This is a genomic window from Burkholderia sp. JP2-270 (assembly GCF_003233675.1).
GTDB classification, from domain to species: Bacteria; Pseudomonadota; Gammaproteobacteria; order Burkholderiales; family Burkholderiaceae; genus Burkholderia; species Burkholderia pyrrocinia_C.
Genome location: NZ_CP029824.1, coordinates 950,479 through 973,320 on the forward strand (window position 1 = coordinate 950,479; position 22,842 = coordinate 973,320).

Consider the following 22,842-nt stretch of genomic DNA (forward strand, 5'->3'; position numbering starts at 1 on the left):
TTTCGGGGAGACGGGCGCGGGGTGCCCGTTACCGCACGCGGCACGCGCGCTGTTCCCGCGGGCGGCACCGGCGTGCCGTTCCCGGATTCGCAACGATGTGGCTGAGGTGAGCAGGCTCCGATCATGACCGGTATCGATTCCGTTGCGGCCGCGCTGCTGGCGAGCCGCCTCGACAGCCTGCTGACCGGCACCGTATCGGCGCCCGCCGGCGGCGGCGCGACCTCGCAGGTCGGCACGCCGGGCACCGGCGCGTCGTCCTCGCCTCCTGCCGGCGGCCCGCCTGCCGCGCCGCAAGCCTCCACGCAGACCGCGCTGTCCGACGTCGGGCGCGTACTCGACGCGATCTCGCGCGCGGGCGGCGACGCGACGCCCGCGATCGCCGGGCGCGCACCGCTGCTGGCCGATCCCGCCGTGCTGCTGACCGAGACGGCCGTACCGGCGCGTGCGCCGGCCGCGTCCGATCCGGCGGCGGCGTCTTCCACGCCTTCTCCCGCTGCGGCGTCGTCCGCCGCGGCGGCGCGCGAAACGGCCGCGCCGCCGCCGGTCGCGGCGTTGCGTGCGGCGCTCACCCAAGCCGTGAGCGAGAGCGGCCTCTTCTACGAATCCCACCTGACGCAGTGGCTGGCCGGCCAGCGCCCGCTCGCGGCGCTGATGCGCGAGCCGCAGGCGCGCCTGACGGCCGCGCTCGCGCCGGCCGACCCGGATGCCGCGCAGCCCGGCTCGACCGACGTGCTCGACGAACTGCTCGCGCAGCGCCCGCCGCTGCCGGCGACCATGAAGGCGACTGCGCAAGCGGGCGCACCGGCCCAGGGCGGCGCACCCGCTCGCGACCCCGTGCAGGCGTTGCCGGCGGCCGCCCGGCAGGGCGCGTCGCTGCCGCCCGATACCGCCGATCCGCTCGGCGCGCATGCCGACCCGCGCTGGACGCCGGCGCGTGCCGGGCTGGCCGCCGCGTCGTCCGATCCGCAGCCGCAGCAGCCGCTCGCTCCCGTGCACCCGGCCGCCGTGCCGCTCGTCAGGCAACAGCTCGACGCGCTCGCGACCGACCAGTTCCGCTGGACCGGCGAGGCGTGGCCCGGCGCACGGCTCGACTGGACGATCGAACCCGACGATCCGGGCAGCCGCGCACCGCGCGGCGGCGACGATGCGGGCGACGGCATTGCATGGCGTACGCGCCTGACGCTGACGTTGCCGTCGCTCGGTACGGTCGATGCGGAACTGGTGCTGAACGGCGCACAGCTCGTCGCCCGGCTGCGTGCGAACCAGACGGGGGCCGACCGCCTCACGCGGCACGAGGCCGCGCTGCGGCAGCGGCTCGAGGGATCGGGGCTGCGGGTGGGCGGGCTGTCGATCCGTGCGGTCGACGACGGGCCGGACGGCTTCGACCTGTTTGCCGCACAGGCGGCGGCCGCCGCGTATGCGCGCGGTGCGGCGGGAGGGCCGGGCACGCGAGTACCGGGCGACGACGAGGTGCCGCAATGAGCACGACGTCCCGCAAGCGCGCGGCTGCGCTCGTCTACGACCCGAAAGGCGGCGACGCGGCGCCGCGCGTGGTCGCGAAGGGCTACGGCGTGCTGGCGGAAATGATCGTCGCGCGTGCGCACGATGCGGGGCTGTACGTGCATACCGCGCCGGAGATGGTGTCGCTGCTGATGCAGGTCGACCTCGACGACCGGATTCCGCCGCAGCTCTACCAGGCCGTCGCGGATCTGCTCGCGTGGCTGTACGCGCTCGATCGCACCGAACCCGGGCCGGACGACGCCGCACCGCGCTTTCCGCTGCCGCCGCTGCGCTGAACGGCGCGCCATCGCGCCGCTTCCTGCGAAACGCTGTATCGGCCTTGCGGGGTCATTCTGCCGGCATTTATCGCCGATCGAGCTATATTCCGATGCAACTTGCACGCTTCGTCGGCATTTATTCGCTCGTCGAACGCGCCGTCGCGTAGCCGGCCAGATTGAGCCGGAATTCGATTTATGTAATGATATCCATTCTCATTTTCATATTGCCCGGGCGGCGTGCGGTCTCTGCGCGCCGCCCGTTGTTTTGAACGAATGGATACTTTCGCGTGAACGCGCCCGAAACGATCGACTCTCCCAAGGCGGGTATGCCGCGCGCGGGCGTCACCGTGCTGCATCCGGCGGCCCGCCCGCTCACCGACGACGAACTGGCCGCGCGCCGCCAGCGCTCGCGCCGCGCGACCTTCATCAAGTGGCTGCGCAAGGTGCACGGCTGGGTCGGGCTGTGGGGCGCGGTGCTCGGGCTGCTGTTCGGCGTGACGGGCGTGCTGCTGAACCACCGCGCGCCGCCGCTGAAGATTTCGACCGGCGAGCCGCAGGTCGAGCAGATGCAGATCGCGCTGCCCGATCCGGTGCCGAAGACGCCCGCCGCGATGACGAAATGGCTGCAGCAGGAACTGCATTTCGACGGCCGGCCCGGCCGCATCCGCAAGGAGCCCGCGCAGGCCGTCGCATGGGGCGACCAGCGCGTGATGCAGCCCGAGCACTGGCAGTTCGGCCTGTTCGGCCCGCACCAGAACCTGCAGGCCGAATACTGGGTCGGCAACGGCTATGTGTCGGTGAAGCGCACGGACAACACGTTCCTGACGACGCTGAACAACCTGCATCGCGGCGTCGGGATGAACCTCGGCTGGGTGCTGCTGATGGATACGATCGCGGGCTCGCTGATCCTGCTGTCGCTGACGGGCGTGCTGCTGTGGACCGAGCTGAACAAGCGCCGCACGGTCGGCGTCGTGCTGGTGGTCGGTTCGGTCGCCGCGGCGCTCGCCGCCGGCCTGACCTGATCGACGCTCGCGCCGGCCTGCCGCCGGCGCGAGCCGATTCGTCCGCTTCGACAGGTTCGGCCGCGCATCCGGCGCGGCCGAGGCGATTGGCCGGTGCGGATCAGAGGCCGCAGGCCGCGCCGCTGTTCGCCGCGATTTCTCGCGCGGCCTTTGCGCCCTCGACCTGCAGGATCGTCGGCAGCGACACGTTGTTCTTCGCGGCGGTGATCTCGGCGAGGATCGAGATCGCGATTTCCGGCGGCGTCCGGCTGCCGATGTAGATGCCGGCCGGCCCGTGCAGCCGGCCCAGTTCCGCTTCGTTCAGGTCGAACTCGCGCAGCCGCTCGCGCCGCGCCGCGTTGTTGCGCCGCGAGCCGAGCGCACCCACGTAGAACGCGGGCGTCTTCAGCGCTTCCATCAGCGCGAGATCGTCGAGCTTCGGATCGTGCGTGAGCGCGATCACGGCCGAACGCGCATCGAGTTTCATGTCGAGCACCGTATCGTCGGGCATCGTGCGCACGACGCGCGTGCCCGGCACGTCCCACGCATCCGTGTATTCCTCGCGCGGATCGCACACCGTCACCTGGTAGTCGAGCCCGACCGCGATCTGGCACAGATAGCGCGACAACTGGCCGGCGCCGATCACGAGCATCCGGTAGCGCGGCCCGTGGATCGTCACGAGCCGCTCGCCGTCGAACGCGAGCCCGTCGGCCGCCTGCGCGGGCGACAGCGACGCGCGGCCGGTCGCGAGCGTCATCGTGCGCGTGACGAGGCGGCCGGCCTCGACTTCGGCGCACAGCGCGGCAATCCCGCTGTCGCGCGTGAGCGGCTCGAGCACGAGCTGGATCGTGCCGCCGCACGGCAGCCCGAAGCGGTGCGCTTCCTCGGCCGTCACGCCGTACTTGAGCGCTTCCGGGCGCGCGTCGGCCGCGATCCCGCTCGCGTGCACACGGGCGATCAGGTCGTCCTCGATGCAGCCGCCGGACACGGAGCCGACCACGAGTCCGTCCTCGCGCACCGCGAGCATCGCGCCTTCGGGGCGCGGCGACGAGCCCCACGTCTTCACGACCGTCACGAGCAGCACGCGGCGCCCCTCTTCGAGCCAGCGCGCGCTGGATTTCAGTACATCGAGATCGACGCTTTCCATCATCTTTTTCCTGTTGCCGGGTGGCCCGCCGGTCCGGGCCGTCGTTCGATGGCGGGATTATGAACCGCCCGGCGCGCGTGTGCAGGCAGCGTGCAATTCGTGCGGGCAAATCCGGAGGATCGGGCAAGAGATCGCGACGATCAGACACGATCGCGCGCGGGAAGGGCGCCGCGGCGCGTGTCCGGCGGCGGCTGATTCGGCAGGGAAAGGAGGGCGCCGCACGGGGCCGGTGACGGCCCGGCGCGGCGTCGCACCGCTGCGCGCGGCGTGCGCGCGCAGCGGCGGAGGTCAGTGCGCGTCGTGGTGACCGTGCGCGAGCTTCGAGTGGTGACGCGAGTACAGGAAGTAGATCACGAGGCCGATCACGAGCCAGATGCCGAACGCGGCCCACGTGACGGGCTGCAGGTTCAGCATCAGGAACAGGCACGACGCGACCGCGAGGATCGGCACCACGGGCACGCCCGGGCAGCGGAACGCGCGCGGCAGGTCGGGGTGCGTGCGGCGCAGCACGAGCACTGCGATCGACACCATCGAGAACGCCGCGAGCGTGCCGATGTTGATCAGCTCGGCGAGCACGTTGAGCGGCACGAGCGCGGCGATCAGCCCGAAGAACAGGCCGACGAGCCAGGTCGTCAGGAACGGCGTCGCGTAGCGCGGATGCACGCGCGACAGCGTCGCCGGCAGCAGCCCGTCGCGCGACATCGCGAAGATCACGCGGGTCTGGCCGTAGCTCATCACGAGGATCACGGTCAGCATGCCGAGCACGGCGCCGAGGTCGATGAAGCCCGCCACCCACTTCTCGCCGGCGGCCTGCAGTGCGTACGAGATCGGGTGCGAGATGTTCGCGTACTGGGCCGACGGCACGATGCCGGTCGCGACCGCGGCGACCGTCACGTACAGCACCGCGCACACCGCGAGCGACGCGATGATGCCGATCGGCAGGTCGCGTTTCGGGTTCTTCACTTCCTCGGCCGCCGACGACACCGCGTCGAAGCCGATGAACGCGAAGAACATCACGGCCGCAGCGCCGAACACGCCGTTCCAGCCGTGCGGCATGAACGGCTTCCAGTTCGCGGGCGTCACGTGGAACAGGCCGACCGCGATCACGAGCAGCACGACCGACACCTTGATGAACACCATGATGTTGTTGATGCGGGTCGATTCGCGGATGCCGATCGACAGCAGCGTCGTGATCACGAGCATCACGAGGAACGCGGGCAGGTTGAACCACGTGACGACGCCCGGCACCGCGCCGGGCGCCGCCGTCAGCACGGTCGGCAGCGACAGCCCGAAGCCCTGCAGCAGCGACTGCAGGTAGCCCGACCAGCCGACCGACACGGCCGACGCCGCGAGGCCGTACTCGAGCATCAGGTCCCAGCCGATGATCCATGCGGCGAGCTCGCCGAGCGTCGCGTACGAATACGTGTAGATCGAGCCGGCGACGGGGATCGTCGACGCGAATTCCGCGTACGACAGCGCCGCGAGGCCGCATGCGATCGCGGCGATCACGAACGACAGCATCAGCGCGGGGCCGGCCTGCACCGCGCCGGTGCCGGTCAGCACGAAGATGCCGGTACCGATGATCGCGCCGATGCCGAGGAAGGTGAGGTCGATCGCGCCGAGCGCTTTCTTGAGCCCGGCGGCGTGCGCGCCGGCGATCATGCGATCGACGTTTTTCTTGCGGAAGAGGGACATTGCGGATGAATTGCCAGCGCCGCGCGAGAGCGCGGCGGCGCTGACTGAGTGAAAACCCGCAATTTTAGCCGATTTGGCCAACAAGACCCGCTGCGGTGCAGCGGCGCGCCGCGGAATCGTCCGATAAAACAAGCGCTTGCGCGCAAAACGGGCGGCGGTTGAGCCCGCCGCGGCGTTGGCCCGAACGAATCGGGCGTATCGGATGTATCGCGTGTATCGGGAGAATCAGGCGCCGGCCGTGGGCGCCATGTCGACGAGCCGGTTGCTCATCACGTAGAACGTGAGCTCCGCGTTGTTCGACAGCCGCATCTTCTCGAGCAGCCGCGACCGGTACACGCTCACCGTCTTCACGGACAGCGACAGCGTGTTCGCGATGTCGGTGAGCCGCTTGCCCGACGCAAGCATGCAGAGCGTCTGGTATTCGCGGTCGGACAGCTTCTCGTGCGGCAGCGGCTCGTTCTCGAACGACACGTATTCGGCGAGCGCCTCGGCCATCGCGGGGCTCACGTACTTGCGGCCGGCCGCGACCTGCTGGATAGCGCCGATCATCTGCGCGGCATTGACCGTCTTCGACAGGTAGCCGGCGGCGCCGGCCTTCAGCGCGCGCACCGCGTACTGGTCCTCGCGGTACATCGAGAACATCAGCACCGGCGTGCGCGACAGCTTGCGCTTGAGGCGCTTGAGCACCTCGATGCCGTTCGTGTCCGGCAGCGAGATGTCGAGCAGGATCACGTCGAATTCCTGCCGGTCGACGGCCGCCATCGCGTCGCCGCCGGTCTCGGCCTCGGTGACGTCGCGCGCGATGCCGCGGTCGATCAGCAACTGTCGGACCCCTTGCCGGACGATCGCGTGATCGTCCACGAGCAGGATGTTCAGGCTCATGACAACCTCACGAATGCGACGCGCGGCGCGCCTCGACAGGCATCGCGAGCAGCGAATCCCACGCGAAGCGCGCGGTGACGCGCGTGCCGTGGCCGGATTCCGGCGTGGCCGTCTCGAAGCTGCCGCCGAACGCTTCGCAGCGTGCGCGCATGCCGGCGAGGCCGTAGCCGGTGCGGCGGCGTCGGGCGAAACCGGTGCCATCGTCGGCGACGATCAGCGACAGATGCGTGCCGTCGGTGACGATCCGCACGTCGACCGACGCCGCCCGTGCGTGTTTCGCGACGTTCGACAGCGCTTCCTGCGCGACGCGGAACACCGCGAGCGCGCTGGCGCCGGCTATCTGCGTCAGGCGCGCGTCGGCCGCGCACACGAAGCTGGTGCGCAGGCCCGTGCGCGTCGCATGGCTGTCGACCCACGACGACAGCGCGCCGACCATGCCTGCGTCGAGCGCCGGCGTGTCGCGTTCGTCGATCAGCCGGCGATTCGCGTCGGTCGCGGCGTCGAGCGCCTGCTGGGCAAGCTCCAGCGCGCGCACGCAGCCGTCCGGCGCGTCGGCCGGCAGCCACGTTTGAACGTTTGCGAGCGCGAAACGTGCGGCGGTGAGTTCGGCGCCGAGCCCGTCGTGCAGCTCGCCGGCCAGATGGCGGCGAGCGGCTTCGTCGGCGGCAAGCAACTGGGCGGACAGCGCGGCGATGCGCGCAGCGGAGGCGTTGCGTTTCGACGCGGCTTCGGCAATGGGCGGAGTAGCGGCGCAGCCCTGTACGAGCTGCCGCGACGGGAACGGGGCGTGGGCGCCCGGGGGCGCGTTAAGCAACGTATCCATGACTCTCCCTGCTGTCAGAAAGCGGTTCAGACACCGGCTGGTTGCGTGGAACGGCTGCCGTATCAATGACGGTCGCCGCCAGGGAATCGCCCCATGCCGGGGTAACAAAAGTTACATTTTGTAACGTTTGCATCCGACCCTTCAACACCCGTCCGAACGGCAACCACGCGCGCCGAATAATATCTCAAAACTTCCGTAAAAGTCATGTCAGGCGGACATTTAAGGGTAAATGTGAATAATCGGAATGAAGCTGTTGTAGGAAAAACACTGACGCCCAAGCACCGGGCGATGACGTATCCAAATGTAACTATTTGAGATGAGATGGTCCCAGTTTGTTACGAATTCGCCAAGTGGGGACGAAAAAAAAACCGGAGCTTTTGCTCCGGTTTTTGATGTGGCACAAATTCCAGGGGCGGATCAGTCCACGAATGCGCGCTCGATCACGTAGTGGCCCGGCGCGCTGTTCTTGCCTTCGACGAGGCCGGCCTGCTTCAGCAGGTCGGTCGTGTCCTTCAGCATTGCGGTGCTGCCGCACAGCATCACGCGGTCGTTTTCCGGCGAGAACGGCGGGACGTCGAGATCCGTGAACAGCTTGCCCGTCGCGATCAGGTCGGTGATCCGGCCTTCGTTGTCGAACGCTTCGCGCGTGACCGTCGGGTAGTAGACGAGCTTTTCCTTGATGATGTCGCCCAGGTACTCGTGGCCCGGCAGGTCGTGCTTGATGTAGTCCATGTACGCGAGTTCGCCCTTCAGGCGGCACGTGTGCGTGAGGATCACCTTGTCGAAGCGGTCGTAGATGTCCGGATCGCGGATGATCGACATGAACGGCGCGAGGCCCGTGCCCGTCGACAGCATCCACAGCGTCTTGCCCGGCAGCAGGTTGTCGGCGACCAGCGTGCCAGTCGGCTTCTTGCCGATCAATACCGTGTCGCCCACCTTCAGGTGCTGCAGGCGCGACGTCAGCGGGCCGTTCTGCACCTTGATGCTGAAGAATTCGAGGTGCTCTTCGTAGTTCGGGCTGACGATCGAGTAGGCGCGCGCGAGCGGCTTGCCGTCGACCTCGAGGCCGACCATCGTGAATTCGCCGTTGTTGAAGCGCAGGCTCGCCTCACGGGTGCAGGTGAAGCTGAAAAGCGTGTCGGTCCAGTGGTGGACGGATTGGACGGTGGCGGTGTCGTATTTGCTCATGGCTTTGAAAACGGACGCGCGTAGCGAACGCGTGTAACGGGCCCAAGAACGGGCAAAAAAACCGAGTGCGACGGCCCGATCGAGGATCGGCCGGCCGGCGCGTCGGACACGCGCCTTCTCGATGACAGACGATTGACGAACTGGTTATTTTACCCTGTTGGCGCTGATCGCGGGCTTGACCCGCGTGGCTGCGCGGATTTGGCGCAACGAATTCTTTCAACGAACTTTCATCGATCGGCCGCGAGTTTCGCGCCGAGGCCGACGAGCGCGCCGCCACACGGCGCGCCGAGCGGGCGCCGCACGCGCCGGCAGCCGCGCCGGCGGCGGATTGCGATCGGGCCGTTATTGCGGATCGAGGCGTAGGCGCGCGATGTACGGCAGGTGGTCCGACAGCCACGCGGCCTCGCCGGACGGCGCGCGCCATTCGAGCGGCGTCAGGCCGCGCACGAACATCTTGTCGAGCGCGAGCGCCGGCGAGAACGCGGGGAACGTGCGGCCCGATTCGCCGAGCAGCGTCGCGACCTCGGACATCCCGATCTCGCCGAACAGCGCGACCGAATCGTTGCGCCAGTCGTTGAAGTCGCCGGCGAGCATCAGCGGGCCGTCGCCCGCATTGCGCACGATCCAGTGCGCGATCCAGTGCATCTGGCGCAGCCGCGCGGCGCGCGTGAGCGCGAGGTGTGCGCACAGCAGCGTGACCGGGCGCGTGCCCGCGAGCGTCGCGCGCGCGACGAGCAGCCCGCGCCGTTCGAAGCGGTGCGCGGAGATGTCCCAGCGGCCGCCGAGATCGAGCGGATGCGGCGACAGGATCGCATTGCCGTGCCGCCACGACGGCTTGAACACGTTCGGCCCGAGCGCGATCTGCCAGTCGAGCGCGTGCGCGATCTCGGTGGCCTGGCAGTGCCACACGTCGTCGACCGCGTCGTCCATCGGCGCGCCGAAGCCGGGCGCGAGCACGGGGCGCGGCATGCGGCGTGCCATCGCTTCCTGCAGGAAATACACGTCGGCGTGCGTCGACTGCATCCAGTTGCGCATCGCGTTCCATGCGGTGAAGCCGAGCGGCGAGCGGCCCTTGTGCAGGTTCCAGCTGACCGCGGTGATTTCGTCGGGGGCGGCGTGCGGTTCGGCGAACGGCAGGGACAGGGCGTCGGCGGACATGACGCTCAGTCCTTCGCGCCGTGCGCGCGCACGCGGTACACGAGGTGCGGACGTTGCTCGACGAGCGTCCAGTCGGTCCATGCGTCGCTGCCGACCGACAGGCCGGGGTGGCTCGCGACGATCTGCCGCGGCGACGCGGGCACGCACGGATCGCCGCGCGTCGCGTTTTCGTCGTCGAGCGTTTCCTGCACGTCGAGCGCGAGCGACACCGTGTTCGCGCTGGTATCGACGGTGAGCGGCGCGACCGTCACCGAGCGCGAGCGCTCGGTCGGCACGACGCGCGCGGCATTGCCGCAGCCGACCGGCACGGCGGACGGATAGCGATGGGTATCGGTGCGGGTCTGACCCACGGTGGTGCGCTGCTGGAACGAGTCGATCGTCTGACCGTCGCGCACTACCTGGATCTCCCACGCGACGGAGGCCGGTGCGGGGCTCTGCGCATGGGCGGCGAGCGCGAGGCTCGCGAGCAGGACGGCCAGGCCGTGTTTCAGCATGAAACGTCTCCGGAAACGCGGAATAGCGGGGAACGGACGCACATCTTACGCCCGATCGATTTCGATCGTGATGTGACAGGACGCGCCGCGACAGGTTCGCTGCGCGATACGGTCCTGTCCGAAAGGTAGGTGCGCGTCACGCATTTTCAAGCGAAAAAGCGCGCGAATTCGGCGACGGGCGCGCGCTCGGTGACGAGGCGGTTCTCGATCGCGTCGGGGTCCGCATGGCCAAGCGACATGCCGCAGACGAATTGTTCGTTGGCGGGAATGCCGAGATGTTCGGCGACGATCCGGTGAAACGGCACGAACGCGGCTTGCGGGCAGGTATCGAGCCCGCGTGCGCGCGCAGCCGTCATCACGCCTTGCAGGAACATTCCGCAATCGAGCCACGCACCGTACGTCATCAAGCGATCGAGCGTGAAGAACAGCGCAACGGGCGCATCGAAGAAGCGGAAATTGCGCGCGTGCTGCGCGTGCATGCGCGCCTTCTCGTCGCGGCCGATGTTCAACAGCCCGTACAGATCCCAGCCGACCTTGCGGCGCCGGTCGATGTACGGCGATACCCATTCGCGCGGGTAGTAGTCGTACTCGGCGACGTATTTCTCTTCGCGCGCGGGATCGTCGTGGGCCGCGGTCAGCGCGGCGGCGAGCGCATCGCGCGTGGCGCCCGTCGCGACGTACACGCGCCACGGCTGGATGTTGGTGCCCGACGGCGCGCGGCTCGCGGCTTCGAGGATCGCCTCGAGCGTGTCGCGCGGCACGGGCGTCGGCAGGAACGCACGGATCGCGCGGCGCGACGTCAGCGCCGCGTCGACGGCGCCGATCGCATCGGCATCGATGCGCGGGGAAGCGGTGGGAGTGGACATCGGCATACCTTCGGGACGGGGCGCGCCGCGCCGCGCGGGCGCCGTCGGCGAAGCCTTGAGGCGGGTGGGTGAACCGACGATCATACGCCGCGCCGCGCAGCCGTGCAGCGCACGCCGGGTGTTAGCAGCAGACTCGTTCGGCTGCTTGCTTGCGCGCGGATACGGGCCCGCTACACTGAAATCGTAAGGGTCTGATGGTTGTGCGACAGCAAGCGGCAGCGAGGTTGGTATGACGACGGCGATGGTGAAACAGGAACTGGCGGTGGCGTCCTTCAGCACGGTGTACGACCTCGAGCAGGTCGAGACGGCGCTGAGCGACCTGAACGAGAGCGCGAGCGACGCATTGCGCGCCACCTACGAAAGGATGCTCAAGACGGGGAATCTGCGCTTTTGCGTGAAGCCGAACCGGATGCCGTCGTTCGACGCGCTCGGCGACGCGCTGCCGAATTTCGTCGAACCGCTCGACGACGTGCGCAAGCAGGTCGCGCTGTGCCTGGAAACGGACGACCGGCTCGAACTGATGCCGATCCTGCTGCTCGGGCCGCCCGGCATCGGCAAGACGCATTTCGCGAAGGCGCTCGCGCAACTGCTCGGCACCGCATACCACTACGTGCCGATGAGTTCGCTGACGGCCGGCTGGATCCTGTCGGGCGCGTCGTCGCAATGGAAGAACGCGAAGCCCGGCAAGGTGTTCGATGCGCTCGTGAACGGCAGCTACGCGAACCCGGTGATCGCGGTCGACGAGATCGACAAGGCCGGCAGCGATGCGCAATACGATCCGCTCGGCGCGCTGTACGCGTTGCTCGAGCACGACACCGCGCGCGCGTTCGTCGACGAATTCGCGGAAGTGCCGATCGATGCGGGCAACGTGATCTGGGTCGCGACCGCGAACGAAGCGCAGGCGATTCCGGAGCCGCTGCTCAACCGGATGAACGTGTACGAGATCGCGCCGCCCGATGCCGCCGGCGCGCGCCGGATCGCGCAGACGATCTACGACGAGATCCGCACGTCGCACGCGTGGGGGCGGCGCTTCCCCGACATGCTCGGCGACGACGCGCTCGACGTGCTGGCCGCGACGCCGCCGCGCACGATGCGCCGCGCGCTGCTGCATGCATTCGGCGCCGCGCGGCTCGACGGCCGCGACGCGATCGGGCCGCACGACATCCGTGCCGACGAGGGCGCCGCGAAGCGCAGGCCGATCGGCTTCTGAACCGGCGGCGCGCACGGCTGCGGCGTGTGCGCGCCGAGTCGTGCGCAGTGTCGTCGCGGCGCGGCACGCATGCTTTCGGCAGGCTTGCGAACCGGGACGTACAATTCTCTTCTCTCCCCTCGACGCGTTAGCGGCGCGAAACGTCATGGAGCAGATGGATTGTGTAGTGATCGGCGCGGGCGTCGTCGGCCTTGCGATTGCACGCGAACTGGCCGCGCGCGGACGGGAAACGCTCGTGCTCGAGGCGGCCGATGCGATCGGCACGGGCACGAGCTCGCGCAACAGCGAAGTGATCCACGCGGGGCTCTACTATCCGCGCGGTTCGCTGAAGGCGATGTCGTGCGTGCGCGGTCGCGATCTGCTGTACGAATTCTGCGACACGCATCACGTGCCGTACCGGCGCACGGGCAAGCTGCTGGTCGCGACGAGCGTCACGCAGGTGAAGCAGTTGAAGGCGATCGCCGCGCGCGCCGCCGAAAACGGCGTGCTCGACCTGCTGCCGCTCACGCGCGTCGAGGCGCAGACGCTCGAGCCCGCGCTCGAATGCGTGGAAGCGCTGTTCTCGCCGTCCACCGGCATCGTCGACAGTCACCAGCTGATGCTCGCGCTGCTCGGCGCCGCGGAACGCGACGGCGCCGTGTGCGCGCTGAAATCCCCGGTCGAGTCGATCGACGTGCTGCGCGGCGGGCGCTTCGTCGTGCGCACGGGCGGCGACACGCCCGCCGAGATCGAGGCCGCCTGCGTGATCAACAGCGCGGGCCTCGGTGCGCAGGCGCTGGCGCGCCGCACGCGCGGCCTCGACCCGCACTGGGTGCCGCCGCTCTATCTCGCGCGCGGCAATTATTTCAGCCTGTCGGGCCGCGCGCCGTTCTCGCATCTCGTCTACCCGATGCCCGACCGCGCGGGGCTCGGCGTGCACCTGACGCTCGACCTCGCCGGGCAGGCGCGCTTCGGCCCGGACGTCGAATGGTGCGATTCGCTGCGTTACGAAGTCGATCCGGCGCGCGCGGGCGCGTTCTACGCGTCGATCCGCGCGTTCTGGCCGGGCCTGCCCGACGGTGCGCTGCAGCCGGCGTACGCGGGCATCCGGCCGAAGGTCGCGGGGCCCGGCGAGCCGCCGGCCGACTTCATCGTGCAGGGCGCCGCGCAGCACGGCGTGCGCGGGCTCGTGAACCTGTTCGGCATCGAGTCGCCGGGGCTCACCGCGTCGCTCGCGCTCGCGCAGCGCGTCGGCGACATGGCCGCATACGGCTGACGCGCCCGTGCGCGTCGCGCCGTGTGAAATCCCTTATCTCCGGCATTTCGGCACGCACATTTATTCGCTTGGCGGTTATTCTGTCGAACGGCTGTCGCCAGAACAGCTTTCAAACCGATAACGTTGGAGCGAGTCCCCCATGAAAACATCCCGTCGGAGTTTCCTGATTTCGAGCGTTGGCGTCGTGTCCGCGCTGGCGCTGTCGCGTGAAGCGCTGGCCGATGCGCCGATGCTGTCGGAAACCGATCCGACCGCGGTGGCGCTCGGCTACAAGGCCGATGCCACGAAGGTCGACAAGACGAAGTACCCGAAATACGCAGCGGGCCAGGATTGCGCGGCCTGCATGCTGTACCAGGGCAAGAAGGGTTCGGCTTCGGGCCCGTGCGGCGCCTTCCCCGGCAAGCAGGTGTCGGCGAAGGGCTGGTGCAGCGCATTCTCGAAGATGGGTTGAGGCCCGTGCGGCATCGTGCGATGCCGCAATGTGGCGAAAACCGCAAAACGCCCGCCGTCGAAAGACGGCGGGCGTTTTTATTGCTTGAAAACGGTTCCGTCGCTTTCTACACTCGCTGCAAACCAGCGCGCCGCGGCACACTGCGCCGCGCCGCCCGACACGGCGAATTCACGAGGATGAGGCACGCATGGCGACGATTGCGAATTCAACGAAAACGATCCGGCCCGAGCGTGCGCTGAACCGGCGCGCGGTCGTGGCCGCCGTGATCGGCAACGCGCTCGAGTGGTACGACTTCACGGTGTTCGGCTTCATGACGGTCGTGATCGCCGAGCTGTTCTTCCCGACCTCCAGCGAATACTCGTCGCTGCTCCTGACCACCGCGACGTTCGGCGTCGCGTTCTTCATGCGCCCGATCGGCGGCATCGTATTCGGGCTGTACGCGGACCGTGCCGGCCGCAAGGCCGCGCTGTCGCTCGTGATCCTGCTGATGACGTTCGGCATCTTCCTGCTCGCGATCGCGCCGCCCTATGCGGCGATCGGCATCGGCGGCCCGATCCTGATCGTGCTCGGCCGCCTGCTGCAGGGCTTCTCCGCCGGCGGCGAATTCGGCAGCGCGACGGCGTTGCTGATCGAGGCCGCGCCGTTCTCGAAACGCGGTTTCTACGGTAGCTGGCAGATGGCGAGCCAGGCGGCCGCGCTGCTGATCGGCGCGCTCGTCGGCGCGGCCGTCACGCGCGGGCTGTCGCACGACGCGCTGCACAGCTGGGGCTGGCGCGTGCCGTTCGTCCTCGGGCTCGTGATCGGCCCGATCGGCTTCTACATCCGCCGCCATCTCGCGGATTCCGAAGCGTTCCTGCATGCGCAGCAGAGCGCGCGCCGCGCGACGCTCGGCGAAGTGTTCACGCGCCACCCGCGCGAGGTGCTGTGCGGGCTCGGCTCGGTGATCGCGCTGACAGTGACGATCTACGTGCTGATCAGCTATCTGCCGACCTTCGCGGTGAAGCAGCTGAAGCTGCCGTACTCGGAATCGTTCTACGCGGTGATCGTCGGCAACCTGCTGCTGATGGTGCTGTCGCCGGTCGCGGGCGCGTGGTCGGACCGCATCGGCCGCAAGGGGCTGTCGCTGTGGTCGCTCGCGCTGACGCTCGTGCTGATGTATCCGCTGTTCGCGTGGCTCGACGCGGCGCCGAGCATCGGGCGGCTGATCGCGGTGCAGGCCGTGCTGTCGGTGACGCTCGCAGGCTATTACGGGCCGTTCGGCGCGATGATCGCCGAGCTGTTCCCGGCCAACGTGCGCTCGACCGGGCTGTCGATCGCGTACAACGTCGCGGTGATGCTGTTCGGCGGCTTCGGGCAGTTCATCGTCACGTGGCTGATCAAGGTCACGGGTACGCCGCTGGCGCCGACCTACTATGTGATGGCCGGGCTCGCGCTGTCGATCGTCGCGGTCGCGTTCGTGCCCGCGCGCAGCGCCGACCTCGACGCGCCGGCATGACAGCGTGACAGGGCGAAGACTGTCATCGGATCGTTTCGCAAAGCGCAATGATGTGCGGCCGAACACGGGAAACCGCGCGCCGGCCCGTCGCATTCGCGCCCGAATTGTTTAGTCGTTGAACGAAACATGCGCGGAATGAACGGAACTGTCGCTCGCGCGCGTTTTCGCATTTTTTACCCGTGCGAGACATCGGCAAAAACCCGTGCGGGCGCGTCTAGAAGAGTTTTTTCTCCAGCTTGTTGCAGAATCGCTAGCTCAAGTAATATCCGCGTACGCCGGACCCTGGCGGGACCGGTTCCGATCTGGAGACCTGGAGGAAACATGGAATACAACCGTCTGTTGCACACCCTGCGTGTTACCGCCATTGCAGGCGTGGCAGCGGCATCGCTCGGCGTCGCGGGTTCTGCATTCGCACAGATCCCGAACAAAACGCTCGTCTACTGCTCAGAAGGCAGCCCGGCGGGTTTTGATTCCGCGCAATTTACGACCGGCGTCGATTTCACCGCCGCCACGTTCACCGTCTACAACCGTCTCGTCGAATTCGAGCGCGGCGGCACCAAGGTCGAGCCGGGCCTCGCCGAGAAGTGGGACGTGTCGTCCGACGGCAAGGTGTACACGTTCCACCTGCGCCACGGTGTGAAGTTCCACACGACCGACTTCTTCAAGCCGACGCGCGAATTCAACGCGGACGACGTACTGTTCACGTTCCAGCGCATGCTCGACCCGAACCAGCCGTTCCGCAAGGCGTATCCGGTGTCGTTCCCGTACTTCACCGACATGGGCCTCGACAAGCTGATCACGAAGGTCGAGAAGGTCGATCAGTACACCGTGACGTTCACGCTGGCCGAGCCGAACGCGCCGTTCATCCAGAACATGGCGATGGAATTCGCGTCGATCCTGTCGGCCGAATACGGCGACCAGCTGATGAAGGCCGGCAAGGCCGCCGACATCAACCAGAAGCCGGTCGGCACGGGCCCGTTCATCTTCCGCAGCTACACGAAGGACGCGACGATCCGATTCGACGGCAATCCTGATTACTGGAAGAAGGGCGAAGTGAAGCTCTCGAAGCTGATCTTCTCGATCACGCCGGATCCGGGCGTGCGCGTGCAGAAGATCAAGCGCAACGAATGCCAGGTGATGAGCTATCCGCGCCCGGCCGACATCGCGACGCTGAAGGCCGATTCGAACGTCGACATGCCGTCGCAGGCGGGCTTCAACCTCGGCTATCTCGCGTACAACGTCGAGCACAAGCCGGTCGACAAGCTCGAAGTGCGTCAGGCGCTCGACATGGCGATCAACAAGAAGGCGATCCTCGAATCCGTTTACCAGGGTGCGGGCCAGGCGGCCAGCGCGCCGATGCCGCCGACCCAATGGTCGTACGACAAGAACCTGAAGATGGCCGCGTACGACACCGCGAAGGCGAAGGCGCTGCTCGCGAAGGCCGGTTATGCGAACGGTTTCGAGATCACGCTGTGGGCGATGCCCGTGCAGCGCGCGTACAACCCGAACGCCCGCCTGATGGCCGAGATGATCCAGGCCGACTGGGCGAAGATCGGCGTGAAGGCGAAGATCGTCACGTACGAGTGGGGCGAGTACATCAAGCGCGCGCACACGGGCGAGCAGGACACGATGCTGATCGGCTGGACGGGCGACAACGGCGACCCGGACAACTGGCTCGGCACGCTGCTCGGCTGCGAGGCGATCAAGGGCAACAACTTCTCGCACTGGTGCTACAAGCCGTTCGACGAGCTGGTCCAGAAGGGCCGCACGACGACGGGCCAGGACGCGCGCACGAAGCTCTACACGCAGGCTCAGCAGATCTTCGCGCAACAGCTGCCGTTCTCGCCGATCGCGAACTCGACGGTCTACCAGCCGGTGCGCAAGAACGTGGTCGACATGCGCATCGAGCCGCTCGGCTATGCGCGCTTCGACGGCGTCGGCGTGAAGTAATACGACCGGCGTAAGCTGTCGTCGTTGAGAAGACCGGCTTGAAATCATCCGGCGGCGGGAGGCCAAAAGCCCCCCGTCGCCGGTCGCACATTTCCCACAAGAAAATACGAGAAGCATCATGCTCCGATTCGTGTTGCGCCGCGTGGGAATGGTGATCCCGACCTTCATCGGCATCACCATTCTCGCGTTCGCGCTGATTCACCTGATACCGGGCGACCCCATCGAAGTGATGATGGGCGAGCGCGGCGTCGATCCCGCCATGCACGCGGAGGCGATGAAACGCCTCGGGCTCGACCAGCCGCTGCCCTTGCAGTACGTCCACTACATCGGCCGTGCGCTGCACGGCGATCTCGGCACGTCGATCATTACCAACACCAGTGTCGCGGGCGAGTTCTTCGCGCGCTTCCCGGCGACCGTCGAGCTGTCGCTGTGCGCGCTCGTGTTCGCGCTCGCCATCGGGCTGCCGGCCGGCGTGATCGCCGCGCTGCGGCGCGGTTCGGTCATCGACCACGGCGTGATGGGTACCGCGCTCACCGGCTACTCGATGCCGATCTTCTGGTGGGGGCTGATCCTCATCATGGTGTTTTCGTCGTATCTCGGCTGGACGCCCGTGTCGGGGCGCATCGCCGTCGAATACGACTTCCCGCACCCGACGGGCTTCATGCTGATCGACGCGCTGCTCGCGCCGGACGAAGGCTCGTTCAGGTCGGCGGTCAGCCACCTGATCCTGCCCGCGATCGTGCTCGGCACGATCCCGCTCGCGGTGATCGCGCGGATGACGCGCTCGTCGATGCTCGAAGTGCTGCGCGAGGACTACATCCGCACCGCACGCGCGAAGGGGCTGTCGCCCGTGCGCGTGGTCGTCGTGCATGCGCTGCGCAACGCGCTGATCCCGGTCGTCACCGTGATCGGCCTGCAGATCGGCACGCTGCTCGCGGGCGCCGTGCTGACCGAGACGCTCTTTTCGTGGCCCGGTGTCGGCAAGTGGCTGATCGATGCGATCGGCCGCCGCGACTATCCGGTCGTTCAGGGCGGCATCCTGCTGATCGCGACGCTCGTGATCGTCGTGAACCTGGTCGTCGACCTGCTGTACGGCGTGCTGAATCCGCGCATCCGCCACACGAGGTAATTCCATGAGCAATCTGCAAAACACCCTGCCGAGCGAATCCGCGCCGGCCGGCGGCCGTGCGCTCGCGCTGCGCGAGTTCTGGGCCAACTTCTCGCGCAACCGCGGCGCCGTCGGCGCCGGCATCGTCGTGCTCGCGCTGATCCTGGTCGCACTGCTCGCGCCGCTGATCGCGCCGCACAGCCCGGTCGAGCAATACCGCGACTACGTGAAGATTCCGCCCGCATGGCTCGACGGCGGCAACTGGAAATTCATCCTCGGCACCGACGAAGCGGGCCGCGACATTCTTTCGCGGCTGATGTTCGGCGCGCGGATGTCGTTCTGGATCGGCTTCGTGTCGGTCGTGCTCGCGCTGATCCCCGGCATCGTGCTCGGGCTCGTCGCCGCGTTCTTCCAGAAGTGGGCCGACACGCCCGTGATGCGCATCATGGACGTGCTGCTCGCGCTGCCGTCGCTGTTGCTCGCGGTCGCGGTCGTCGCGATCATCGGCCCGGGCCTCACCAACACGATGTTCGCGATCGCGATCGTCGCGCTGCCGGCCTATGTGCGCCTCACGCGCGCGTCGGCGCTCGGCGAGCTGCAGAAGGAATACGTGACGGCGTCGCGCGTGGCCGGTGCCGGCACGCTGCGCCTGATGTTCTCGCAGGTGCTGCCGAACTGCACGGCGCCGCTGATCGTGCAGGCGACGCTGGGCTTCTCGTCGGCGATCCTCGACGCGGCCGCGCTCGGCTTCCTCGGCCTCGGCGTGCAGCCGCCGACCGCGGAATGGGGCGCGATGCTCGCGTCCGCGCGCGACTACATCGACAACGCGTGGTGGATCGTGACGATGCCGGGCCTGTCGATCCTGATTTCGGTGCTCGCGATCAACCTGCTCGGCGACGGGCTGCGCGACGCGCTCGATCCCAAACTGAAGCGGATGGCATAAACATGAGCCAAGATCTTCTGACCATCCGCAATCTCGCGGTGAACTTCAACGGTCTGCCCGCTGTCGACCGCATCAACATGTCGATCGCGCCGGGCGAGGTGGTGGGCGTCGTCGGCGAATCGGGCTCGGGCAAGAGCGTGACGATGATGGCGCTGATGGGCCTGATCGACGCGCCGGGCAAGGTGACGGCCGACGAGGTCACGTTCAACGGCGTCGACCTGCTGAAGGCGTCGCCCAACGCGCGTCGCAAGATCGTCGGCAAGGACATCGCGATGGTGTTCCAGGACGCGCTGACGAGCCTGAACCCGAGCTATACGGTCGGCTACCAGATCAAGGAGGTGCTGAAGCTGCACGAAGGCCTGCGCGGCGACGCGCTGCACCGGCGCGCGCTTGAACTGCTCGATCAGGTCGGCATTCCCGATGCGAAGAACCGCATCGCGTCGTTCCCGCACCAGATGTCGGGCGGGATGAACCAGCGCGTGATGATCGCGATGGCCGTCGCGTGCAACCCGAAGCTGCTGATCGCCGACGAGCCGACCACCGCGCTCGACGTGACGATCCAGGCGCAGATCATGGATCTGCTGGTGAAGCTGCAGAAGGAGCGCGGGATGGCGCTCGTGCTGATCTCGCACGACCTGGCCGTGGTATCGGAGGTCGCGCAGCGCGTCGCGGTGATGTACGCGGGCGAGATCATCGAGACCAACCGCGTGCCCGACATCTTCCGTACGCCGCATCATCCGTACACCGAAGCGCTGCTCGCGGCGATTCCCGAGCACAATAAGGGGGCGCGTCGCCTTGCCGCATTGCCCGGCATGGTGCCGGGCCGCGATGATCGCCCGTCCGGGTGCCTGTTCGCGCCGCGCTGCAAGTATGTCGTCGACGATTGCCGCAAGGCGCGGCCGGCGCTCGACACGCTGGTGTCCGGCAACGATGCGATGCGCGCGCGCTGCATCAAGCCGCTCCATGTTTCCAACCTCGACCTGACGGGAGGCGCACGATGAACGCAGTCCACGAAACGCGCGCCACGCCGCACGACGACGACGTCGTGCTGGTTGCCGACCAGCTCGCCAAACACTACACGGTCAAGCGCGGCATGTTCGGCCAGGGCACGGTGAAGGCGCTCAACGGCGTGTCGTTTTCGCTGAAGCGCGGCAAGACGCTCGCCGTCGTCGGCGAATCCGGTTGCGGGAAGTCGACGCTCGCGCGGCAGCTGACGATGATCGAGACGCCGACGTCCGGCCACCTGTCGATCGACGGCAAGGACGTCGCGGGCGCGGACCGGCACCGGGTCGCCGACCTGCGCCGCCGCGTGCAGATGGTGTTCCAGAACCCGTTCGCGTCGCTCAACCCGCGCAAGACCGTCGAGCAGACGCTCTCCGAGCCGCTCGAGATCAACGCGAACCTGACGGCCGCCGAACGCGCGCAGCGCGTCGCGCAGATCATGCGCACGGTCGGCTTGCGGCCCGAGCATGCGAAGCGTTATCCGCACATGTTCTCGGGCGGCCAGCGGCAGCGTGTCGCGATCGCGCGCGCGATGATCCTCGATCCGCGGATCGTCGTCGCCGACGAGCCGGTGTCCGCGCTCGACGTGTCGATCCAGGCGCAGATCCTGAACCTGTTCATGGATCTGCAGGAGCAGTTCAAGACGAGCTACGTGTTCATCTCGCACAACCTGTCGGTGGTCGAGCATGTCGCGGACGACGTGATGGTGATGTACTTCGGCAGCGTCGCCGAGCTCGGCGACAAGGAGACGATCTACGCGCGGCCGCGCCATCCGTACACGCGCGCGCTGATGTCGGCGACGCCGGCGATCTTCGAGGAAGACCGCCGCGTGCAGATCAAGCTGCAGGGCGAACTGCCGTCGCCTCTCAATCCGCCGTCGGGCTGCGCGTTCCACCAGCGCTGCCCGTATGCGGTCGAGCGCTGCCGCGTCGAGGAGCCGCAGCTGCGCGAGGTCGACGGACGGCGCGTGGCCTGCCATCGCGCCGAGGAGGTAGGGGAGGCGAATGCCTGAAGCGTTGGCGGCGCGCGTGTCCGGCGCGCGCCGTTCGGGGGCAAGCAGCGCGCGCGTGATGCGCGCGTACCGCTACGCGCGGCGCTGGAGCGTGCGCACCGTCACGGGCGCGGCGCTGGCCGGCGCGTGCGTGGCAGCCAGCCTCGCGGTTCCCGTCGAGGCCGCGCGCGCCGAAGGGCGCGCGCCGGCCACTTCGCCGATCCATCCGTCGCAAGTCCCGCCGCCCGGCATGAGCCTGCCGGGCTTCCACGCGCCTGCCGTGTCGAACGGCACGGTCGCGAGCGGCGCGGTGCGCGTGCAGCCCGCGCGCATGCCGTTCTACGTCGCGACCAGGGGCAAGGTCACGCTCTACGTGCTCGGCACGCTGCACACGGGCGACCCGTCCGACTACCCGAGCGCGCAGCCGTTCCGGCCGCGCATCCTCGCGGCGCTCGCCGCGTCGCCGACGCTTGCGCTTGAACTGTCGCCCGACGACCTGCTCGAATCGCAGGACGACGTGTCGAAGTACGGCGTGTGCCGCTATCCGTGCCTGCAGCGCCTGCTGCCCGAGCCGCTGTGGCAGCGGCTCGCGGCGCGCCTGCGCGGCAACCCGGCCGCGCTCGCCGAGATCCGCAAGATGCGGCCGTGGCTCGCGGCGCTCGTCGTCGAGACCTACGATTCGCTGTCGGCCGGCCTGCAGACGGAATACGGCACCGAGGCGCAACTGCAGAACGTATTCCTGAAGAAGAAGGGCGGCCGCGTGATCGGGCTCGAGACGCTCGCCGAACAGATGCGCGCGTTCACCGGGCTGACGCTGGCCGAGCAGCGCGAGATGCTCGCGCAGGACATGGTGCAGACACCCGCGCAGAACGCGGACGACATCAAGGCGTTGCACCGGCTGTGGCGAATTGGCGACGCCGACGCGATCTCGGCGTGGGCCGTCGCGAAGAGCGAGCGGCTCGCGCGTTCGAAGGCGTTGTCGGCGTCGATCGACAACAAGATTCTGTACGAGCGCAACCGCCGCTTCGTTGCACGGATGACGGCAATCGCCGCGCCGAACCGGCCGCTGTTCGTCGCGATCGGCGCGCTGCATCTGGGCGGCTCGCGCGGCGTGCTCGAATTGTTGCGCCAGCAAGGATACCGGGTCGACGCGAACTGATCGCGTCCGGCGGAACGCACCGATCTTCCCCTGTTTGATTGCCATCGCGCGCACGTCGCGAGGCGCCGGCGCGGCTGCGGCAATCGATAAGGAAAACCCTCGAATCGTCGGAAAATAGCGTTTGAAACGATTGACATCCTGTTCTGCCAATATCTATTCTTCACCCCACAAGTTGAAAAAATGAAAAGAATAGATAAGTTCTACGGGGTAGCAGAAATAAAGCGCGGGTTAGCGTTGCCGGCACGT

At 67.9% G+C, this 22,842-nt stretch carries 21 protein-coding genes and 1 pseudogene; 13 read left to right on the forward strand and 9 right to left on the reverse strand.

The features are described 5' to 3' along the window. The first annotated feature begins 123 nt into the window (after window positions 1-123). The 3 genes from DM992_RS04545 to DM992_RS04555 all read left to right on the forward strand — a co-directional run bounded on the left by DM992_RS04545 (window position 124) and on the right by DM992_RS04555 (window position 2,800). Entirely contained in the window at window positions 124-1,482 is a 1,359-nt protein-coding gene (locus tag DM992_RS04545) for a flagellar hook-length control protein FliK (protein ID WP_111015890.1), read from the forward strand. Next, on the forward strand, window positions 1,479-1,796 hold the full coding sequence (locus DM992_RS04550; RefSeq protein ID WP_111015891.1) for an EscU/YscU/HrcU family type III secretion system export apparatus switch protein: 318 nt from the start codon (window positions 1,479-1,481) through the stop codon (window positions 1,794-1,796). Before DM992_RS04545 ends, DM992_RS04550 begins: the two co-directional genes overlap by 4 nt. A 269-nt stretch (window positions 1,797-2,065) precedes the next feature. Further along, on the forward strand, window positions 2,066-2,800 hold the full coding sequence (locus DM992_RS04555; protein ID WP_111015892.1) for a PepSY-associated TM helix domain-containing protein: 735 nt from the start codon (window positions 2,066-2,068) through the stop codon (window positions 2,798-2,800). A gap of 100 nt (window positions 2,801-2,900) precedes the next feature. Here the strand turns inward: DM992_RS04555 and DM992_RS04560 are convergent, their stop codons facing one another. The 9 genes and pseudogenes from DM992_RS04560 to DM992_RS04600 form a co-directional block, all read right to left on the reverse strand. Next, window positions 2,901-3,926 (reverse strand): XdhC family protein, encoded by a 1,026-nt coding sequence (locus DM992_RS04560; RefSeq protein ID WP_034179299.1) that lies wholly within the window; start codon window positions 3,924-3,926, stop codon window positions 2,901-2,903. A gap of 288 nt (window positions 3,927-4,214) precedes the next feature. Next, window positions 4,215-5,621: an amino acid permease gene (locus tag DM992_RS04565; RefSeq protein ID WP_034179298.1), complete on the reverse strand. Its 1,407-nt coding sequence runs from the start codon at window positions 5,619-5,621 to the stop codon at window positions 4,215-4,217. Window positions 5,622-5,846: 225 nt separating this feature from the next. Then, entirely contained in the window at window positions 5,847-6,503 is a 657-nt protein-coding gene (rqpR, locus tag DM992_RS04570; RefSeq protein WP_072437568.1) for a response regulator transcription factor RqpR, read from the reverse strand. A 7-nt stretch (window positions 6,504-6,510) separates the two neighbouring features. Then, the gene (rqpS, locus tag DM992_RS04575; RefSeq protein WP_111015893.1) at window positions 6,511-7,326 is read right to left on the reverse strand and encodes a quorum system sensor histidine kinase RqpS; all 816 of its coding nucleotides are present in this window, start codon (window positions 7,324-7,326) and stop codon (window positions 6,511-6,513) included. Window positions 7,327-7,743: 417 nt separating this feature from the next. Continuing rightward, window positions 7,744-8,514 (reverse strand): ferredoxin--NADP reductase, encoded by a 771-nt coding sequence (locus DM992_RS04580; RefSeq protein WP_034179295.1) that lies wholly within the window; start codon window positions 8,512-8,514, stop codon window positions 7,744-7,746. A 227-nt stretch (window positions 8,515-8,741) separates the two neighbouring features. Continuing rightward, window positions 8,742-8,840 (reverse strand): annotated as a pseudogene (locus DM992_RS04585) (LysE family translocator); the annotation flags it as partial. A 16-nt stretch (window positions 8,841-8,856) separates the two neighbouring features. Further along, on the reverse strand, window positions 8,857-9,672 hold the full coding sequence (locus DM992_RS04590; RefSeq protein ID WP_111015894.1) for an endonuclease/exonuclease/phosphatase family protein: 816 nt from the start codon (window positions 9,670-9,672) through the stop codon (window positions 8,857-8,859). A 5-nt stretch (window positions 9,673-9,677) separates the two neighbouring features. Then, window positions 9,678-10,166, reverse strand: coding sequence for a hypothetical protein (locus DM992_RS04595; protein WP_111015895.1), 489 nt, complete (start codon window positions 10,164-10,166; stop codon window positions 9,678-9,680). A gap of 146 nt (window positions 10,167-10,312) precedes the next feature. Next, window positions 10,313-11,032 carry a nitroreductase gene (locus tag DM992_RS04600; protein WP_111017802.1) on the reverse strand — a complete coding sequence of 240 codons (720 nt, stop codon included), beginning with the start codon at window positions 11,030-11,032 and terminating at the stop codon, window positions 10,313-10,315. Window positions 11,033-11,261: 229 nt separating this feature from the next. Here DM992_RS04600 and DM992_RS04605 point away from each other — a divergent pair, with 229 nt between their 5' ends. From DM992_RS04605 to DM992_RS04650, 10 genes are all read left to right on the forward strand, one after another. Continuing rightward, a complete protein-coding gene (locus tag DM992_RS04605; protein WP_111015896.1) occupies window positions 11,262-12,242 on the forward strand; it encodes an AAA family ATPase in 981 nt (326 codons plus the stop codon). Window positions 12,243-12,387: 145 nt separating this feature from the next. Then, window positions 12,388-13,497: an NAD(P)/FAD-dependent oxidoreductase gene (locus DM992_RS04610; protein WP_111015897.1), complete on the forward strand. Its 1,110-nt coding sequence runs from the start codon at window positions 12,388-12,390 to the stop codon at window positions 13,495-13,497. Window positions 13,498-13,636: 139 nt separating this feature from the next. Continuing rightward, on the forward strand, window positions 13,637-13,948 hold the full coding sequence (locus DM992_RS04615) for a high-potential iron-sulfur protein (protein ID WP_014895772.1): 312 nt from the start codon (window positions 13,637-13,639) through the stop codon (window positions 13,946-13,948). Window positions 13,949-14,135: 187 nt separating this feature from the next. Continuing rightward, window positions 14,136-15,443, forward strand: a complete 1,308-nt coding sequence (locus DM992_RS04620) for an MFS transporter (RefSeq protein WP_111015898.1) — start codon at window positions 14,136-14,138, stop codon at window positions 15,441-15,443. Between the two features lie 321 nt (window positions 15,444-15,764). Then, a complete protein-coding gene (locus DM992_RS04625) occupies window positions 15,765-17,393 on the forward strand; it encodes an ABC transporter substrate-binding protein (RefSeq protein ID WP_111015899.1) in 1,629 nt (542 codons plus the stop codon). Window positions 17,394-17,511: 118 nt separating this feature from the next. Further along, window positions 17,512-18,522 (forward strand): ABC transporter permease subunit, encoded by a 1,011-nt coding sequence (locus DM992_RS04630; protein ID WP_111015900.1) that lies wholly within the window; start codon window positions 17,512-17,514, stop codon window positions 18,520-18,522. 4 nt (window positions 18,523-18,526) lie between these two features. Beyond that, entirely contained in the window at window positions 18,527-19,444 is a 918-nt protein-coding gene (locus DM992_RS04635) for an ABC transporter permease subunit (RefSeq protein WP_072437556.1), read from the forward strand. A 2-nt stretch (window positions 19,445-19,446) separates the two neighbouring features. Further along, entirely contained in the window at window positions 19,447-20,445 is a 999-nt protein-coding gene (locus tag DM992_RS04640) for an ABC transporter ATP-binding protein (RefSeq protein WP_111015901.1), read from the forward strand. Then, entirely contained in the window at window positions 20,442-21,458 is a 1,017-nt protein-coding gene (locus DM992_RS04645) for a peptide ABC transporter ATP-binding protein (RefSeq protein ID WP_111015902.1), read from the forward strand. Before DM992_RS04640 ends, DM992_RS04645 begins: the two co-directional genes overlap by 4 nt. Continuing rightward, complete coding sequence (locus tag DM992_RS04650; RefSeq protein WP_034179284.1) at window positions 21,451-22,596, forward strand: TraB/GumN family protein; 1,146 nt, start codon at window positions 21,451-21,453, stop codon at window positions 22,594-22,596. Before DM992_RS04645 ends, DM992_RS04650 begins: the two co-directional genes overlap by 8 nt. The last annotated feature ends 246 nt before the right edge of the window (window positions 22,597-22,842 follow it).

Bases quoted from the DNA above. Each gene is read 5' to 3' on its own strand.
- DM992_RS04610 (WP_111015897.1), top strand. From the start codon at position 12,388: ATGGAGCAGATGGATTGTGTAGTGATCGGCGCGGGCGTCGTCGGCCTT.
- DM992_RS04630 (WP_111015900.1), top strand. From the start codon at position 17,512: ATGCTCCGATTCGTGTTGCGCCGCGTGGGAATGGTGATCCCGACCTTC.
- DM992_RS04580 (WP_034179295.1), bottom strand. From the start codon at position 8,514: ATGAGCAAATACGACACCGCCACCGTCCAATCCGTCCACCACTGGACC.
- DM992_RS04620 (WP_111015898.1), top strand. From the start codon at position 14,136: ATGGCGACGATTGCGAATTCAACGAAAACGATCCGGCCCGAGCGTGCG.
- DM992_RS04645 (WP_111015902.1), top strand. From the start codon at position 20,442: ATGAACGCAGTCCACGAAACGCGCGCCACGCCGCACGACGACGACGTC.
- DM992_RS04590 (WP_111015894.1), bottom strand. From the start codon at position 9,672: ATGTCCGCCGACGCCCTGTCCCTGCCGTTCGCCGAACCGCACGCCGCC.
- DM992_RS04625 (WP_111015899.1), top strand. From the start codon at position 15,765: ATGGAATACAACCGTCTGTTGCACACCCTGCGTGTTACCGCCATTGCA.
- DM992_RS04545 (WP_111015890.1), top strand. From the start codon at position 124: ATGACCGGTATCGATTCCGTTGCGGCCGCGCTGCTGGCGAGCCGCCTC.
- DM992_RS04565 (WP_034179298.1), bottom strand. From the start codon at position 5,621: ATGTCCCTCTTCCGCAAGAAAAACGTCGATCGCATGATCGCCGGCGCG.
- DM992_RS04640 (WP_111015901.1), top strand. From the start codon at position 19,447: ATGAGCCAAGATCTTCTGACCATCCGCAATCTCGCGGTGAACTTCAAC.
- DM992_RS04605 (WP_111015896.1), top strand. From the start codon at position 11,262: ATGACGACGGCGATGGTGAAACAGGAACTGGCGGTGGCGTCCTTCAGC.
- DM992_RS04615 (WP_014895772.1), top strand. From the start codon at position 13,637: ATGAAAACATCCCGTCGGAGTTTCCTGATTTCGAGCGTTGGCGTCGTG.
- DM992_RS04650 (WP_034179284.1), top strand. From the start codon at position 21,451: ATGCCTGAAGCGTTGGCGGCGCGCGTGTCCGGCGCGCGCCGTTCGGGG.
- DM992_RS04550 (WP_111015891.1), top strand. From the start codon at position 1,479: ATGAGCACGACGTCCCGCAAGCGCGCGGCTGCGCTCGTCTACGACCCG.
- rqpR (WP_072437568.1), bottom strand. From the start codon at position 6,503: ATGAGCCTGAACATCCTGCTCGTGGACGATCACGCGATCGTCCGGCAA.
- rqpS (WP_111015893.1), bottom strand. From the start codon at position 7,326: ATGGATACGTTGCTTAACGCGCCCCCGGGCGCCCACGCCCCGTTCCCG.
- DM992_RS04595 (WP_111015895.1), bottom strand. From the start codon at position 10,166: ATGCTGAAACACGGCCTGGCCGTCCTGCTCGCGAGCCTCGCGCTCGCC.
- DM992_RS04600 (WP_111017802.1), bottom strand. From the start codon at position 11,032: ATGTCCACTCCCACCGCTTCCCCGCGCATCGATGCCGATGCGATCGGC.
- DM992_RS04560 (WP_034179299.1), bottom strand. From the start codon at position 3,926: ATGGAAAGCGTCGATCTCGATGTACTGAAATCCAGCGCGCGCTGGCTC.
- DM992_RS04635 (WP_072437556.1), top strand. From the start codon at position 18,527: ATGAGCAATCTGCAAAACACCCTGCCGAGCGAATCCGCGCCGGCCGGC.